Source organism: Curtobacterium sp. 8I-2 (assembly GCF_902506155.1).
GTDB classification, from domain to species: domain Bacteria; phylum Actinomycetota; class Actinomycetes; order Actinomycetales; family Microbacteriaceae; genus Curtobacterium; species Curtobacterium poinsettiae.
In genome coordinates this window covers 22,611-36,114 of record NZ_LR732830.1, presented here as the reverse complement: position 1 = coordinate 36,114, position 13,504 = coordinate 22,611, and the positions used below count along the sequence as shown (strand labels likewise).

Genomic DNA, 13,504 nt, shown 5'->3' with positions numbered 1-13,504 from the left:
GTCAGTCGTCCTCGCCGGGGAGGATCGCGCGGAGCACCTTCCAGGAGCCGTTCACCTGGTTGAGCTGCACCGTGTACGTGCCGGCGTCGGTGGGGACGTCGACGATCGCGGCGCCGTTGGTGCCACCGTCCTCGAGCTGCACCGTGCCGGAGAGGGTGGTCCCGGGGACCACCTGCTGGCTGGTGCCCTCGTACGCGGCCTGAGCCTGCGTGGTGAGGTACGGCATCCATCCCTTGGCCCACGCGTCGCCGGTGATGCTCTTGTCGACGTACGCGGACACGAACCCGGACGCCGTCCCGGTCGCGGCGCCCTCCTGCGTCGACGTGATCGGGTCCTCCGCGTTCACCGGTGCCGTCGGCTGCGCGGACGGGGTCACCTGGCCGGGGCCGGTGACCTTCGGCTGCCCGTCGTCGCTCGTGGCCGCACTGGTCGGTGCCGCTGCGGGGACCGACACGGACGGCTGCGCCGGCGCGCTGGCGCACCCGGTGAGGGCTGAGGCGATCACCACGGCCGTGGCGATCGCGAGGCTGGTGCGGTTCACAGTGCTGCTCCCGTCAAGCCGGCGCTGGTGTCGGTGATCTGTCGCTCGAGCTCGGAGCGGAAGTGCGCGATCCGAACCTCCGCGGCGAGGCCGACCTTCTTGAAGTGCTGCCCCTTCGGCAGGGTCATCAGCTGCTCGGCCGCGCCGGGCTTCAAGCCGGCGATCTGCGCGGCCGCGACCGCGTCGTCGGCCTTCGACTGCCGGAACAGGTGCATCGTTCCGGCCTCCTTGATGAACGCCACCGCGGGGTCGTCGGAGGGGATGTCGGAGATGTGGTGGATGTTCACCACGTTCGACAGGCCGAGCGCGCGGGAGAGCTTCGCGTTGGACTGGATGACCTTCCCCATCGGGCCGCCGACGAGGAACCAGCCCTCGTCGACGCAGAACGTCGTCTTCCACCCCGGCTCGGAGCGGCGGATCGTGCCGAGGGTCCACGCGTTGGCGAGCATCATCGCCAGCGGGACGGCGGGGCCGTCCTCGGGCAGCTGCGAGATGTCGAACACGGTCAGCTTCTCGCCGAGCTTGACGTTCTCCGACGTGTCGCCGTCGAACAGGCCCGGCATCTCCTCCGGGAGACGTTCGAGGATGAACCGCAGCGTGAGGCCGGCTTCGTGCATCCGCTCGAGCGCCGTGGGGCTCATCTGCTTCCGCAGCTCGTCGCTGATGACGCCGCAGTGGTCGAGGACGTCGTAGATGTTCACCACCCGCTGGCGGGCCCGCGCCTGGGCGGCTCCGTCCCGGAGCGCCACACGGAGCGCCTTCCGCTCCCACGTGTCCAGCGGGGTGCTGTCGTTCAGGAGCGCGGCGGCCTGCTGCAGGACCATGAGGGCGCCGGTGTCGCCGGCGATGAATCGGGTCTGCGACAGTGCCGGGTCGAGCATGTTGATCCGGGACCCGTCCGGGTCGCCGAGGGCGAGACGGATCGGGTCGACCCCGGCGGTGTGGGCGACGTTGGTGTACTCGCCCCACGGCTCCGTTGGGGACTGCTGCTTCTTGTCGACGACGACCACCCGGCGCCGCAGCAGCGTCAGGGCGCGGAGGACGTAGTCGCACTTCATCAGCGTCGACTTGCCCACGCCGACGTCGCCGGCTTCGACGACGTTCGGGGAGTCGACCAGACCGAGCGCGTACGCCTGGAACTGGTCGTTCACGCTGGGCGTCTTCGACAGCGTCTCGACCCCGGACAGCAGACCCTCGAACTGCATCGGGGATTCCAGGATCCCCTGGTTCAGCACCTCGACCTGCCGCGACGTCGACGGGGCGCCCTTGACGGGGCCGCCGTAGTAGCTGGTGCGCTTCAAGATCCGGTTGCGCGGTTCGACGTACCCGCGGGGCTCGAGGCGAGGGAACTCCCAACTGCCGACCGGGAGTGTTGCTTCGTCGGGCGTGAGCGTTGCAAAGTCACTCATCAGATGGCCCCCGTAACGAGCAGGTTTCGGGTCTTGTCGCCGAGGACGAACCTGTTCGGCGTCGCGCCTAGCGACTCGAAGAACGCGGCGTACTCACTCCGGCCGCCTGCTGACGGCTCCAGCGTCACCGCCATCGTCCGAGGCATTGGGTGCACGAGCTTGCGGAGAAGTGCCGACTTCCCCGCCCGCCGTGCCATCACCGGCGGTTCCGTCGACCGGGCAACTGCCCGTGCGACTGGAGAGCCATCGATACCGGTGCACTTCATGAACGTGGCGCTCCCAGAAGCCGGCATGAAGATGTCGCGGCCGTCGTCGTCGCGGTGGGTGGTGTTGGTCATAGCGCTTCCTTCGCTTCCTTGCCTTGCGCGAACTGCTCGACCTTCGAGCCGATGGATACGTTCGCCGGCGCGATGCCACGGCCGACGGGCCAGGTGAACGCGTTGGCGGTTGCGGAGTCGACCTCCAGCCACTCGAGGGTGCGGATCCCGGCCCGGCTCGCGGCGTCCTCGATGAGCTCGGAGACGTCAGCCAGGCCCCGTTCGGTGCCGTCGGTGACGGTGATGTAGCCGACCCAGTTCGCGCCGACGTGGCCGGTTCCCGGGATGAGGTCTTGGTGGCGGCGCCGGGCTGCGTCAGCTTCGACGTTCAGGGCGACGTCTTCCATCTGCCCGTCCTTGGCGCGCTTGATCTGGTCGGCCATGTCGGAGACTCGGTCCTGCTCGGAGAGGTGTCGGGCTTCATCCTGGGGAGATCCTTCGATGTGCCAGGCGATCGTCCGGACCACCTGGGACTGCATCCCGCCGAGCAGCGGCGCCATCCACAGTGCGTTCCGCTCGACCACTTCGAGGTTCTTCGCCGTGATGCGCGCGGTTCGCGACAGCGACACGGACACCTGGCCGCCCTTGGGCGCGCCGACGTACGTCGTGTACGACCACGCGTCCTCGGAGGGCAGCCACCCGGTGGTCGGGGTGACGTCGGCGACTTGCTCCATTGGGAAGCCGGGGTGCTGCATGTGCCGGATCACCGCGGCGGTCTGCCGGGCGCTCATCGCGTGCACGTTCTTGTAGCCGGCGCCGACGAGCATGCGCCGCATGCCTTCGATCTCGTTGGCCATGAACCGCCGCCACCCGAGGGCTGCGTCGCCGTGGCGGGCGGCGCGGCGGGCGAATCGGTCGGAGACGGGCCAGGAGACGGTGAACATCGGCCGCTGCATGAGCTGACCGGCGGCGACACCGTCGACGACGTCCTTGTAGGAGTGCAGCAGCACCGCGGGGACGCTGTTGTCGCCGTTCTCCGCCATCCACGCTTCGTGCTGTGCGGAGTCGGTGGGCATGTTGCGGCTGATGGTCTGGATGCGCTTGGCGAACCCGAGCGGGTCACCGAGTGATGCGACGACGGCGGAGAAGCCGGCGGAGGCGACGTCGAAGACCTGGTCGGTCTCGATGCCGGTGACCTGCCCGGTCGTGGTGAAGGTGACTGCGAGGTACTCCTCGCCTTCCGGGGTCTGGTGCCACTGGATCCCCGGTTCGCCGACACCGTCCTGCAGCCACAGCATTCCGGTGACCCCGTCCGGGGTGTCCCGCATCGCGTGGAGCTCCTGCATGCTCTCCCGCTTCTCTTCGCGGGTGCTCGCCTCGGCCCACCGGTCGGTGAGCATGTCCCAGCCGTCCTGGTCGAACGGGACGAACTTCGTCGTTCCGCGGCGGAGGCGTTCCTTCCATCGGGCGGCCTTCATCCGGCGCTGCAGGATGGTGTTGTTCGCGGTGTCGATCGTCGCGAACCAGGCTGCTCCGACGAGGACCGCGCCGACGAGCAGGGCCCAGAGCCCGATGACGAACACGGAGACGAGCGTCACGGTGATGCTCGAGCCGAGCGCCCAGAGTCGGGGCTTGGAGATGCGCCCGCCGAACAGGCCACGGTGGGCGCTGTCGCCGCCGATGATCGAGGTACGCATGCTCATGCCTCCTGGTGGGTTCCGTGGTCAACGGCCTGCTCAGCGGCCGTCGACGCGGCCTGGGAGGCCTGCTGCGCGACCTTGAGTGCGGAGTTGGCCAGCAGGATCCCGACGGCAAGGGGCGCGCCGACACCGGTCGACGCGGTACCCGCCGCCGCGGCGCCCGCTCCACCGGCCGCTCCGGCACCAGCGCCGGCGCCGGCTCCGGCACCCGCGCCGGCGGCTCCGGCCTTCCCGGCCGCACCGGCTGCACCGGCTGCGTGCTTGCCAGCCGTGCTCGCCGCGGACGCGGTCACGTTGACCGAGCCGCTGCCACCGCTTGCTGCCGCGTTCCCGGCCGCACCGACCTGGGACGCCTGCCCGCCATACCCACCGCTGACCTGCGCGGGGGCGGTTGGCATGTTCCACTGGTAACCGCCGCCCCCCTGGCCTGCCGGCTGCGATGCCGCGGTCTGGTGGGCCGTCTGTGGGGCGTGAGAGGGCGCGTTCGGGACTTGTGGTGCCATCTGCGGCGGGTTGAAGCCGCTCGTGCGGGAGGTGCCGCCACCGCCGCCGGGGCGCGGGATCCACTTCAGCATCGACAACGGCGCGAACACGACGATGAAGGAGATCACTGCCGGCACCGCGAGGTTCACGAACGTCTGGATCGGGTTGACGAGCTTGCCGAGGGTGCCCGGGTCAGCGGTGATCGAGATCCCGTTGATGGCCCGGAACGCCAGCCCAACGAGAAGGATCAGTGCGACCTGGGTGAGACCGATGACGACCCAGATGACCGGGACGGCCTTGCCGAGCTTCCGCGTGTCCGGGTCCACGATCCACACGAATCCGAGCGGCAGCACCGAGCCGACGAGGTACTGGGTGGCCAGCTGGATGATGAAGATGAACGCCACACCCAGCAGGCTGAGGAACAGGGTGCCGAGGACGAACATCGACACGATCGACGAGCTCAGGAGCGATCCGGCGTCGTCGGCGGATGCGAGCTCGGCGATCTTGGTGAAGAACTCTTGGGTGGTGGAGTTCACCGCCCACGCAGCCATCGCGTCACCGGCTGCAGTGAAGAGCTTGGTCAGCGCGATGCCGACCACGGGACCGAACGCGGCACCAATGAGGAACGCGGGCGCCGCGATGAAGATCGACTCGAGCATCTCCTTCGGACCCAGCGATCCCCTCTTACGGCGTCCCATGATGAAGAGCAGCTGCACGGCGAGCACGAACATCGACACCGAGAACGACATCGCGTAGGACTTCAGCCACCACTGAGCGTCGTAGTTCGGGTGCAGAGCGCTGAGCAGCCACGGGATCAGCACCCCGGACACGGCGTGCACGGCGTCCTGCATCTGCTGCGTGATGAAGCCCATCGGGTCCTGGGCGAACTCGATGCCCTTCTTCACACCCTCGACGGCCCCCTTGCCCTTGGCGAACACGCCGGAGACCCACGACAGGCCTTTGGCGAGTGCGTCACCGCCGCCGCAGACGATTGCTCCTGCTTGGCATGCCATCAGCAGCCCTCCTTGTACTTGGTGCCGGACGTCAGGCCCTCGTCCCAGCCGGGAGAGGGATCGGCGTCGGAGATGACCCAGCCCTGCGCGCTGGTGGTGAGGGTGAAGGTGCCGCCCGTGTACTGGTACTTGGAGGCGCTGTCCTCGGCGGGGTCGGGTTTGCCGTTCGTCGTGGTGAGGCCGGCGAAGGCGATGGTGACGGTGGTGTCGGTGCTGTCCCGGACCAGGTACGCCGAACCGGACAGGTCGACGCCGTGTGTCTGCCCGTCGTCGTAGCCCGACTTCGACAGATCGGACCCGGCGAGCATCGAGTGCGCGGTGCCGTCCGCGACGTCGTCGACGGTCTCCCGCAGGTTCGGGCGCCGGTCGGGGTCCGCGGCGCTGTAGAGCTGCATGAACGCGCCGAGGAACTCCGCGGCCCCGGCCGGGGTGAACTGCTTCTTCTCCCGGAGCTCGAGTAGGTCCTTCGATGTGATGTCCGGGCCGGCGACGCAGCCAGAGGCGTAGTCGACGCCCTGGACCGGGGCGGTGCTGCCGGTGCCCGTGGGGGCCTCGGTGGCCGCCCCGGCCGGGGTGCGGGTGGTGTTCGGCGAGGCGAGGTTCGCGATGGTGACGCCGACCGCGACGAGTGCGATCGCCGCGAGGATCCCGACTGGGATCAGCCACCACCGGCGGCGACGCCGGGGCTGGGATGCGGTCTGCTTGCTCATGTGCGATTCCCCTCGCTGGTGTGGACGGATCAGCCGTTGACGGCGTTGAGGATGAACCCGAAGATCGCCGGGACGATGATGATTCCGCCGGTCATCAGGGACGTGCCGATCACCTCGCCCTTTGCGGCCTCGGCCTTCTGCGGGTTCTTCGCGTTCTTGAAGTGCCGCAGCCTCGAGACGGCCTTGAGCAGGAAGAACGCCGATCCGAGGATGAAGAGGAACCAGATACCGCCAAGCGCGATCTTCCACTGGGTGGTGAAGTTGTCGCCGAGCCACGACGGGTCCGGCTTGACGCCGTCGAACGGGTTGATGTTGGCGCCCTTCGCCGTCACCTCGGACGGCGTGTGTGCCGCGATGACGGCGCTGGTGGTCATGTTGATGACCGGGGCGAGGAGTGCGCTCATGAGCGGGACCTTTCGGGGTTAGCCGGCGACGACGGGGAGCGTCGTTCCGGGGTTAGGGGTGTGCCGGGGAGTCGTGGCGGGAGTGTTGGTGCCACGCGTCTGGGACGCTCCGGTGGAGCGAGGTGCAGGGGCCGGGGCAGGTGCCGGCGAGCTCGCGCCAGCAGCCGGCGTGGACGTCGGAGCGGGAGCCGGAGCCGGGGTAGGAGTCGGCGAGGGCTGTGCGGGTGCGGGGTCGGTCGGCTGCTCGGGTGCCGGCGTGCCCGGGTCGGTGGGCTGCGTGGGGTCCGTGCCGGGATCCGCCGGAGCGGGATCCGGGTCGACTGGCGCCGGGTCCACAGGTGCGGGCTCCGACGGGTCTGGGATCGGGTCGGTCGGGACCGTCGGGTCGGTGCCCGGGTCGGTCGGGTCCGTTGGGTCGGTCGGAACCGGGATTGGGTCGACCGGGATCGGGTCGACCGGCACGGTCGGGTCCCCGGGCTGCGTGGGGTCGACCGGCTGGGTGGGGTCGACGGGGACGTCGACGGCGATCGAGGCGTCGGGGGCTGCGGTGTCGGCGTGGCTGACGGCGGCGGGGCCGAGCGTCATGGTGGCGATCGCGGCGGTGGTGAGCGCGATGCGGGTGCGGGTGTGCATGGAGGTCCTTACTGCTTCGTGGTCTGGTCGGCGGTGGCGTAGGTGCTGATGCGGCCGTCGGTGACGGCGATGAGGTCGCCGGAGCCGTTCTCGGCGACCGGGACGACGGTGGGTGCGGGACCGGTGCGAACGGCCGTGCCGGCGACGTATGCGGTCGTGCCGTCCTGGTCGGCGCCGTAGAGGTGGTTGCCTACGAATCCGTCCGCGACGAACCCCTTGGGTGTGGCGACGGTCTTCCCGGCGGCGGTGAATGCGGTCCCCTGCACCAGGAGGGTCTTCCCGTCCTGGCTGGCCGTGACCGGCTCATCCGAACTGGTGCCGGTGCTGCTGATGGCCTTGCCGTTGCGGACGTCGTGGGCGGCGAGCACGGAACCCTTCGCGCGGGTCTTCCACCGCACCCATACCGTGCTGTCGGTGGCGACGACCCAGGAGGAGATCTCCGTCGCGTTCTTCGGGGCAGCGAGCTTCGCGGTGCGGGTGACGGTGCCGTTGGTGGCCGCGGTGAGGACTTCGCCTCGAGCGGAGGCCCACAGCACCTGTCCGTTCGCGGTGCCGCCCATGATGAGCGCGCCCGGCCGCGGGAAGGTGACCGGGACGGCGCCGTGGCCGGTGAGCATCGCCGCGGTGGTGTCGGTGGTCACGAACGGCACGCCGGCGCGCACCTGGAACTCGCCCCCAGTCGGGATCCCCGCTTCGAGCTGCAGCTTCCCAGCACCCCAGACGGTCACGGCCGTCTTGGACGCGGCCGCGAGTGCGGGCTTGCCGTCGACGGTCACGGCGGACACGCCACCGACGGCCTTCCCAGGCAGGGTCAGCGTGGCGGCGGTGCGGCCGGAACCGGCGTGCAGGACGGTGACCGTACGACCGTGGGCGTAGCCGACGTAGTTCCCGTCGCTGGTCACGCCGACCGCGCCAACCGCGCCGCTCTTCGCCCACGTGGGCTTCTTCGCCCACCCAGGCAGCGTCGTCGCGGGAGTCGAGGCGACTTGCGCCGTCGAGCTCTGCTGATCCTCGTGTCCGCTGCCAGCCACGAACAAGGCCGCTGTACCCACCACGACGACGACGAAAGCCGCAACCCAGACCCACCGGCGGTGACTCTCGTCGAGAAGCGGGGCAACGTTCACGCCCCCTTGCTCGTCCTTCTCGGCCGAGGGGTCCTTCGGTGCGCGGTGGAACCAGCTAGCGAACAAGGTCCGCAGGCTCGGGTTCTCGCCCTCGGAGCTCGAGTCGGCCTCACCCTTGACCGCTGGCGCATCGTCGGCCGCGTCGGTCGGGCGAGCGCCGCGACCGAACAGGCCACCGAACAGCACGCGGAGCGTCGGGCGGGCATCGGGTTCACCCACGGGCTCGTCGTGCTCCACCTCGGGCTCGTCGAGCACAGCGCTGTCGACGTCGCCGGTCCGGGCCAGCGGTGTGCGCTGGTCGACCTCGGCGTAGCCGGCGGCCCGCTCGGAGGAGGTGAAGATCTTCGTCAGGTCGAGCTGGCCGATCTGACGGCCGCAGCGCATGCAGAACGTTGCCTGCGGCACTGCCTCCGTGCAGAACGGGCAGGTGACGGCGGGACGCTCGTCGACGTCTGCGGAGTCGTGTGTGGTGTCCGTCATCGTGCTCTCACTTCGTGATCGTGATCGGAGTACCCAGCGGCAGTCGGTTGACTGCCGTGATCGCTTCGGCGGTGAGCCGGATGCATCCGTGCGAGACCGCACCGGAGCTGGTGGTGTTGAAGTGCACCCCGATCAGGCCGCCGTCCGAGCCGCCGAACGGCTCGTCCTTCGCCGCGGAGTGCAGCGACGTCAACTCGATCGGGTGGACGCTCTGCCCCTGCTTCGGGTCGAGGTAGCGGGCCTGCAGGTACCCAGTGACGCCGGTCGGTGTCGGGGTTGTCTTCGTGCCGATACCCACCTGGTAGGTGGCGACGTCCTTGCCGGTGATGATGCTGAGGGTCTGCTCGCTCACGGACACGACCACGCGGGACGGCAGGGCCTCCCCCACGGTGAGGGCGTCCGTGCGGATCCACGCGGCGGTCTGCGCTGCAGCGTCACCGCTCGCACTCGAGGGGAGCTGCTGGCGGGCCGGTGTCAGGGTCAGCGTCCACGCGCCGTCCGTCCGGACCGGGACGACGGTCGTCGGGTCGCCGAGGAAGTTCGTCGCAGAAAGGTGCGCCACTGCACTTTTCTGCGCAGCACCGTAGAGGGCGACGTCCTTCGCGAGCGTCGCCGAACGGGCCAGCGCCGTGGTGTCCGTGCTGGCGTAGCGGATCAGGCCCGGGATCACCGCGTCATACCGGGCCTCCGGCAGGGAGGCCACCTGATCGGCGGTCAGAGCGCGGAACGGGCCAGGACGCACCGGGATCGACACCGTCGTGCTCGGCGACTCGGTCGGTGCAGAAAACTGCTCGGTCGGACGAGACACCACGGCGACCGTGATGCAGGTACCAACGACGACTGCAGCCGATGCAGCCACGAGAACGTTCCGCACGATGCTCGCGTGTGTGTGGTGGGCCAGGTGCAGGCGCGCGAGGGGTCGACGCGTCTGCACCTGACCGTCGTCGCTGTTGCGGACGACGGACGCGGAACCAGAGCCGTCAGAAAGCGCGGTCCGCGAGCATGGACGGGAAGCACGAATCGGGCTAGACCCCATATCCATCGTGTCCCTTCTGCTGGGGTAGAAGTACCGTTCCGTCAGTATGCCCTATTTAGAGCGAGTTGTGTTGCGATGTGCTCCAAATGAGGCGAACAAAGTTCCCTCAGTGCGCCAATAGGGTCATCGGGTGGGTAGACAGGGCAGCGGCGAACCGAACGAGTTCTCGAGGGCGTTCGTTGACGCGGTCGATGACCTGCGGATCCAGCGCGGCATTACGACGCCAGCCCTGATCACGCAGGCTGGGTTCAGTCGCGGCTACTACTACAAGCGCACCCGCGGCGAGACCTCGTTCAACACGAACGACGTGCAGACGATCGCCGAAGCGCTCGGCGTCTCCGTGGGCGAGCTCCTGGCGCCGGCCATCACCGAGATGGAACGGCTGCACGCTCCCCGGGATGAACGCCTGGAGCCAGCACTTCTCGGCTACCGGCTGCGGAAGCTTGTCGCCCTCCACGTCGCTCGCACCCCTGCTCCCCCGGTCGACCGTGCGGTGCGCGCTGCGTTGGCGAAGCGCGGACGGCTTCTGGCTGGTGCCGACTGGGAACGGCTCCTCGCCGGCGAGCCCACAGACGTGACGAGTGACGACCTTCGTGCGATCGCGGACTTCTTCGACGTGCCCTCGGAGTACCTGCTGCGCATCGCACTCCCCGGTGTCGTCGATCTCGTCGACGCGCGGCTGGAAGTGGAGATCGCCTTGGCAGAGACTGGTGTTGGGATCGCCGCGCGCTCGGTCAACGCAGCATCCGCGGCCGAGCTCCTGGCGATTGCCGAAGCGATCCGCGCCGCGGCGCCGACCGAGCGGGGAGGTACCGAATGAAGAAGATCCGAACGCAACGACTCACCACTCAGCTTGCTGAGGACGCCATCGCCCGGCTATCCCTGCCCGCCGGCCCGCTCACCTTTGAGACGCTGAGAACGGCCGTTGCCACCTGGCTCGGTAAGCCGCTCATCATCGACCCGCTGAACTCACTCCCTCCGCGTGACCACCCCGCGAGCGTGACGGGCTTGTACCTCGACACTGCAGACGCCGGATGGGTGTACTTCCACCCTGACGACCCCCGCCTCTACCAGCTGTTCGTGATCCTCCACGAGTTCATGCACATTGCCGCAGGCCACGGAGGGTGCCACGTGCCCGTCGAGGTCATGGAACGGGGCTATGCCGGCGTGACCGCGGAGATCACCGCGGCACGTGCCCGCGTGCCGGTGCGGACCTCCCTCGAGGATGCTGGCGCTGTCGACGTCGAAGAGCTCGTAGCCGAGCGTGGAGCGATGCTCCTGCTCGAGCGCCTCCAGAAGTCCACGCTGTCCGCAAGCGAGGAAGCCTTCGCGTGATCCCAGCTGCGTTCTGGGCTGCCGTTGGACTCCTGCTCCTCCGCGTCAATGCGATCGGTAACGCAGCGCGCCGTCCGGCGTTCCTTGCCGCAGCGCTGGCCGTCGTCGGCATCGCCACGGTGGGCGTCGTCTGGCCGGTCGAACCCCTCGATGCGCTCCTAGGCGACGTCAATGCCATCGATCTGATCCAGGTACTCGCAGCCACTGCAGCCTTCTGGTTTCTGCGGGACGCCACACGCGCTCACGCTGGCTCGGAGGCCCGGTCACGCCTGCCCATCCTGATCGCCGTGCTCGTTGCGGAGACGGTCACCTTCATGGCGATTCCCGATCACAACGGGGAACCGACGACCTACATCCACGAACACTTGCAGTACCCGGCCACGTGGGTGCACATCGTCATCTACCTGGTCGCGATGGGCTGGTTCGCCGCCGATTCCATCGGCGTGCTCCTGCCCCAGCCCCGCGGCGTGAACATCCTGTTCATCATTGGCTTTGCGCTCGTGGTACTCGCGATCATCGCCGAGCTCGTCGACGTCACCAGGGTGTTCATCGATGGACAGCAGACACCGTTCTCACGGGTGATGCTCGTCGTGTTCAACAGCCTCTTCTACCCCGGCATCGTCGCCATCGGTGTCGCACACGGATGGCGGACCCTGCGCCGGCTCATCACTGTCCTTCGGTGGCGCCTGATCTCGCTCCGCCTGTTCGTCATGTCTGCCCGAGACCAAAGCGCGGGCAGGCCCACGCTGCGCCTCCAGGGCAGCGCAGAGGTGGTTGCCGCGCAGCGGTACATCGAGCTCCGCGACAAGATCGTCGCCGGCCGCCTCGAGGTCACAGAACAAGAGCAGCGCTACTTACAGCGAGTAGACGAACGGCTCGCGAAGGGAGTCACCGCATGGGCGCTATCGGTGTAGCAGCAGGGGCAGCCACTCTGACGGTCATAGCCGCGGCGACCGCCGCGGGCGTGGTGGTCGCGAAGAAGGCGATTCACCCACGCCCGAAGCGAACCGTCACCGTCGTAGCCGTCGACGATGCCAGCATCACCGTCCAATCGGACGAGCAGACACGGTGCCCTGGTGAGTACCGCGCGTACTTCCACGACGGCCAGCACAGCATCCTCGTCGGGGACGTGCTCGACGACGACGACCGTCACGTCCGCCGGACTATCCTGGGCGAACCCACGGCCGTTCCAGTAGCAGAGGACAAGCTTGTCTGGAGCGGGTACCTCCTAGACACTCCAGCATCTGTGTCGTCCTCCTTCGAAGAGGTTGCGATCACCGCCGACGGCGACACCCGGAAGGCGTGGTACTTCCCCGTGGCCGGCGCCACGACCTGGGCCATCCATGTGCACGGAATCCACTCGGGCAGGCAAGCCATCCTGCGCGCCGTACCCGACACCCTCTCGGCCGGAATGAGCTCCCTCGTCATCGGATACCGCGGCGACATTGAAGACGGCCGTGGCCTGCCCGCGACGTTCGGCACAGACGAGTGGCACGACTTGGACGCGGCGATGCACTACGCCGTGGACCACGGAGCCGAGCGTCTCGTGCTCGTCGGATGGTCGATGGGTGCGACGATCGCTCTTCACGCGGCCGCGCGCTCCACCCTTCGCAACCGGATCGACGCCATGATCCTGGTCTGTCCAGCCCTCGACTGGTTCGCGGCCCTGCGTGCCGGCGCGTCCAAGGCAGGCTTCCCGGGGTTCCTCGGGTCAATGGGCGCCCTCACGCTCACGATCCCGGGTCTCGCTCGCTTCGCCGGCCTCAGGAAAGCCATCCCCATGCGCTGGATGCGTCCCACACCACCAGCTGGCCTGCCGATCCTCCTCGTCCACAGCTCCGGCGACCGCGACGTCCCCCTCGAGGTCTCCAGGCGATTCGCGGCCGTGCCTGGCGCGGCAGTCACCCTCGTGGAGATCGCGCCCTGCCCGCACGGCATGGAACTTAACCGCGAGCCCCAGCTGTTCCACGGCGCGATCTCACGCTTCCTTTCCCGAAACGCGGCTCTATCCACGGCATCCAAGGTGCACGGATAGGGTACCTTGGTGGTCGTTAGCGCTTCGGACAGGCTGCGACATTCAGCGCCACGGGGTCGTGCTGGCCAGTCGTTCGAGTCGCCTACCTCGCAAGGAGAAGGAACATCCATGCAGTCTCGCGACACGCCGTCCCAGGCCGCCGCGCGCATGCATGTTCCCGCCAAGGTGTGACTATGAGCGACTTTGGACGACGCGCCAGCCGAGCGCAGAACGCCCCTACGGTCCTTCTGCAGGGCCGTGTGCTTCCTGAGACCCGCCAGGCGTTCAAGGACGCCGCTGAAGAGAGCGGCGTCTCAGTCGCCTACTACCTCGACGCGCTAGCGCGCTCGCTCGTCGCCGAAAAC

At 68.6% G+C, this 13,504-nt stretch carries 14 protein-coding genes; 4 read left to right on the top strand and 10 right to left on the bottom strand.

The annotated features are described in order from the left end of the window. Position 1: 1 nt before the first annotated feature. From BOSE127_RS17095 to BOSE127_RS17050, 10 genes are read right to left on the bottom strand one after another with little or no spacing between them, the layout of a single operon-like run. Positions 2-541, bottom strand: coding sequence for a hypothetical protein (locus BOSE127_RS17095; protein WP_159558299.1), 540 nt, complete (start codon positions 539-541; stop codon positions 2-4). Continuing rightward, entirely contained in the window at positions 538-1,950 is a 1,413-nt protein-coding gene (locus BOSE127_RS17090) for a hypothetical protein (protein WP_159558298.1), read from the bottom strand. Before BOSE127_RS17090 ends, BOSE127_RS17095 begins: the two co-directional genes overlap by 4 nt. Then, positions 1,950-2,288 carry a hypothetical protein gene (locus tag BOSE127_RS17085; RefSeq protein ID WP_042539544.1) on the bottom strand — a complete coding sequence of 113 codons (339 nt, stop codon included), beginning with the start codon at positions 2,286-2,288 and terminating at the stop codon, positions 1,950-1,952. Before BOSE127_RS17085 ends, BOSE127_RS17090 begins: the two co-directional genes overlap by 1 nt. Then, positions 2,285-3,910, bottom strand: a complete 1,626-nt coding sequence (locus BOSE127_RS17080) for a hypothetical protein (protein ID WP_159558297.1) — start codon at positions 3,908-3,910, stop codon at positions 2,285-2,287. The genes BOSE127_RS17085 and BOSE127_RS17080 overlap by 4 nt, the downstream gene beginning before the upstream one ends. After that, the gene (locus BOSE127_RS17075; RefSeq protein WP_159558296.1) at positions 3,907-5,403 is read right to left on the bottom strand and encodes a hypothetical protein; all 1,497 of its coding nucleotides are present in this window, start codon (positions 5,401-5,403) and stop codon (positions 3,907-3,909) included. The genes BOSE127_RS17080 and BOSE127_RS17075 overlap by 4 nt, the downstream gene beginning before the upstream one ends. Then, a complete protein-coding gene (locus BOSE127_RS17070; RefSeq protein WP_159558295.1) occupies positions 5,403-6,113 on the bottom strand; it encodes a hypothetical protein in 711 nt (236 codons plus the stop codon). Before BOSE127_RS17070 ends, BOSE127_RS17075 begins: the two co-directional genes overlap by 1 nt. A 29-nt stretch (positions 6,114-6,142) precedes the next feature. Further along, positions 6,143-6,517 carry a hypothetical protein gene (locus BOSE127_RS17065; protein ID WP_052481832.1) on the bottom strand — a complete coding sequence of 125 codons (375 nt, stop codon included), beginning with the start codon at positions 6,515-6,517 and terminating at the stop codon, positions 6,143-6,145. An 18-nt stretch (positions 6,518-6,535) separates the two neighbouring features. Beyond that, positions 6,536-7,150, bottom strand: a complete 615-nt coding sequence (locus BOSE127_RS17060) for a hypothetical protein (RefSeq protein WP_159558294.1) — start codon at positions 7,148-7,150, stop codon at positions 6,536-6,538. An 8-nt stretch (positions 7,151-7,158) separates the two neighbouring features. Beyond that, positions 7,159-8,754 (bottom strand): hypothetical protein, encoded by a 1,596-nt coding sequence (locus BOSE127_RS17055; RefSeq protein WP_159558292.1) that lies wholly within the window; start codon positions 8,752-8,754, stop codon positions 7,159-7,161. Positions 8,755-8,761: 7 nt separating this feature from the next. Continuing rightward, positions 8,762-9,562, bottom strand: coding sequence for a L,D-transpeptidase (locus BOSE127_RS17050; RefSeq protein WP_159558290.1), 801 nt, complete (start codon positions 9,560-9,562; stop codon positions 8,762-8,764). 358 nt (positions 9,563-9,920) lie between these two features. On the opposite strand from BOSE127_RS17050, the gene BOSE127_RS17045 reads away from it, so the two are divergent. Genes BOSE127_RS17045 through BOSE127_RS17030 form a run of 4 tightly spaced genes read left to right on the top strand, consistent with a single transcriptional unit; the run spans position 9,921 to position 13,160 of the window. Next, the gene (locus BOSE127_RS17045; RefSeq protein WP_159558288.1) at positions 9,921-10,610 is read left to right on the top strand and encodes a helix-turn-helix domain-containing protein; all 690 of its coding nucleotides are present in this window, start codon (positions 9,921-9,923) and stop codon (positions 10,608-10,610) included. Continuing rightward, positions 10,607-11,125 carry a hypothetical protein gene (locus BOSE127_RS17040; RefSeq protein ID WP_159558286.1) on the top strand — a complete coding sequence of 173 codons (519 nt, stop codon included), beginning with the start codon at positions 10,607-10,609 and terminating at the stop codon, positions 11,123-11,125. Before BOSE127_RS17045 ends, BOSE127_RS17040 begins: the two co-directional genes overlap by 4 nt. After that, on the top strand, positions 11,122-12,039 hold the full coding sequence (locus tag BOSE127_RS17035) for a hypothetical protein (protein WP_042539529.1): 918 nt from the start codon (positions 11,122-11,124) through the stop codon (positions 12,037-12,039). The genes BOSE127_RS17040 and BOSE127_RS17035 overlap by 4 nt, the downstream gene beginning before the upstream one ends. Further along, positions 12,021-13,160 carry an alpha/beta hydrolase family protein gene (locus BOSE127_RS17030; protein ID WP_159558284.1) on the top strand — a complete coding sequence of 380 codons (1,140 nt, stop codon included), beginning with the start codon at positions 12,021-12,023 and terminating at the stop codon, positions 13,158-13,160. The genes BOSE127_RS17035 and BOSE127_RS17030 overlap by 19 nt, the downstream gene beginning before the upstream one ends. Positions 13,161-13,504: the final 344 nt, after the last annotated feature.

Coding starts and splice junctions, on each gene's coding strand:
- BOSE127_RS17090 (WP_159558298.1), bottom strand. CDS start 1,950: ATGAGTGACTTTGCAACGCTCACGCCCGACGAAGCAACACTCCCGGTC.
- BOSE127_RS17065 (WP_052481832.1), bottom strand. CDS start 6,517: ATGAGCGCACTCCTCGCCCCGGTCATCAACATGACCACCAGCGCCGTC.
- BOSE127_RS17040 (WP_159558286.1), top strand. CDS start 10,607: ATGAAGAAGATCCGAACGCAACGACTCACCACTCAGCTTGCTGAGGAC.
- BOSE127_RS17055 (WP_159558292.1), bottom strand. CDS start 8,754: ATGACGGACACCACACACGACTCCGCAGACGTCGACGAGCGTCCCGCC.
- BOSE127_RS17070 (WP_159558295.1), bottom strand. CDS start 6,113: ATGAGCAAGCAGACCGCATCCCAGCCCCGGCGTCGCCGCCGGTGGTGG.
- BOSE127_RS17060 (WP_159558294.1), bottom strand. CDS start 7,150: ATGCACACCCGCACCCGCATCGCGCTCACCACCGCCGCGATCGCCACC.
- BOSE127_RS17080 (WP_159558297.1), bottom strand. CDS start 3,910: ATGAGCATGCGTACCTCGATCATCGGCGGCGACAGCGCCCACCGTGGC.
- BOSE127_RS17085 (WP_042539544.1), bottom strand. CDS start 2,288: ATGACCAACACCACCCACCGCGACGACGACGGCCGCGACATCTTCATG.
- BOSE127_RS17075 (WP_159558296.1), bottom strand. CDS start 5,403: ATGGCATGCCAAGCAGGAGCAATCGTCTGCGGCGGCGGTGACGCACTC.
- BOSE127_RS17030 (WP_159558284.1), top strand. CDS start 12,021: ATGGGCGCTATCGGTGTAGCAGCAGGGGCAGCCACTCTGACGGTCATA.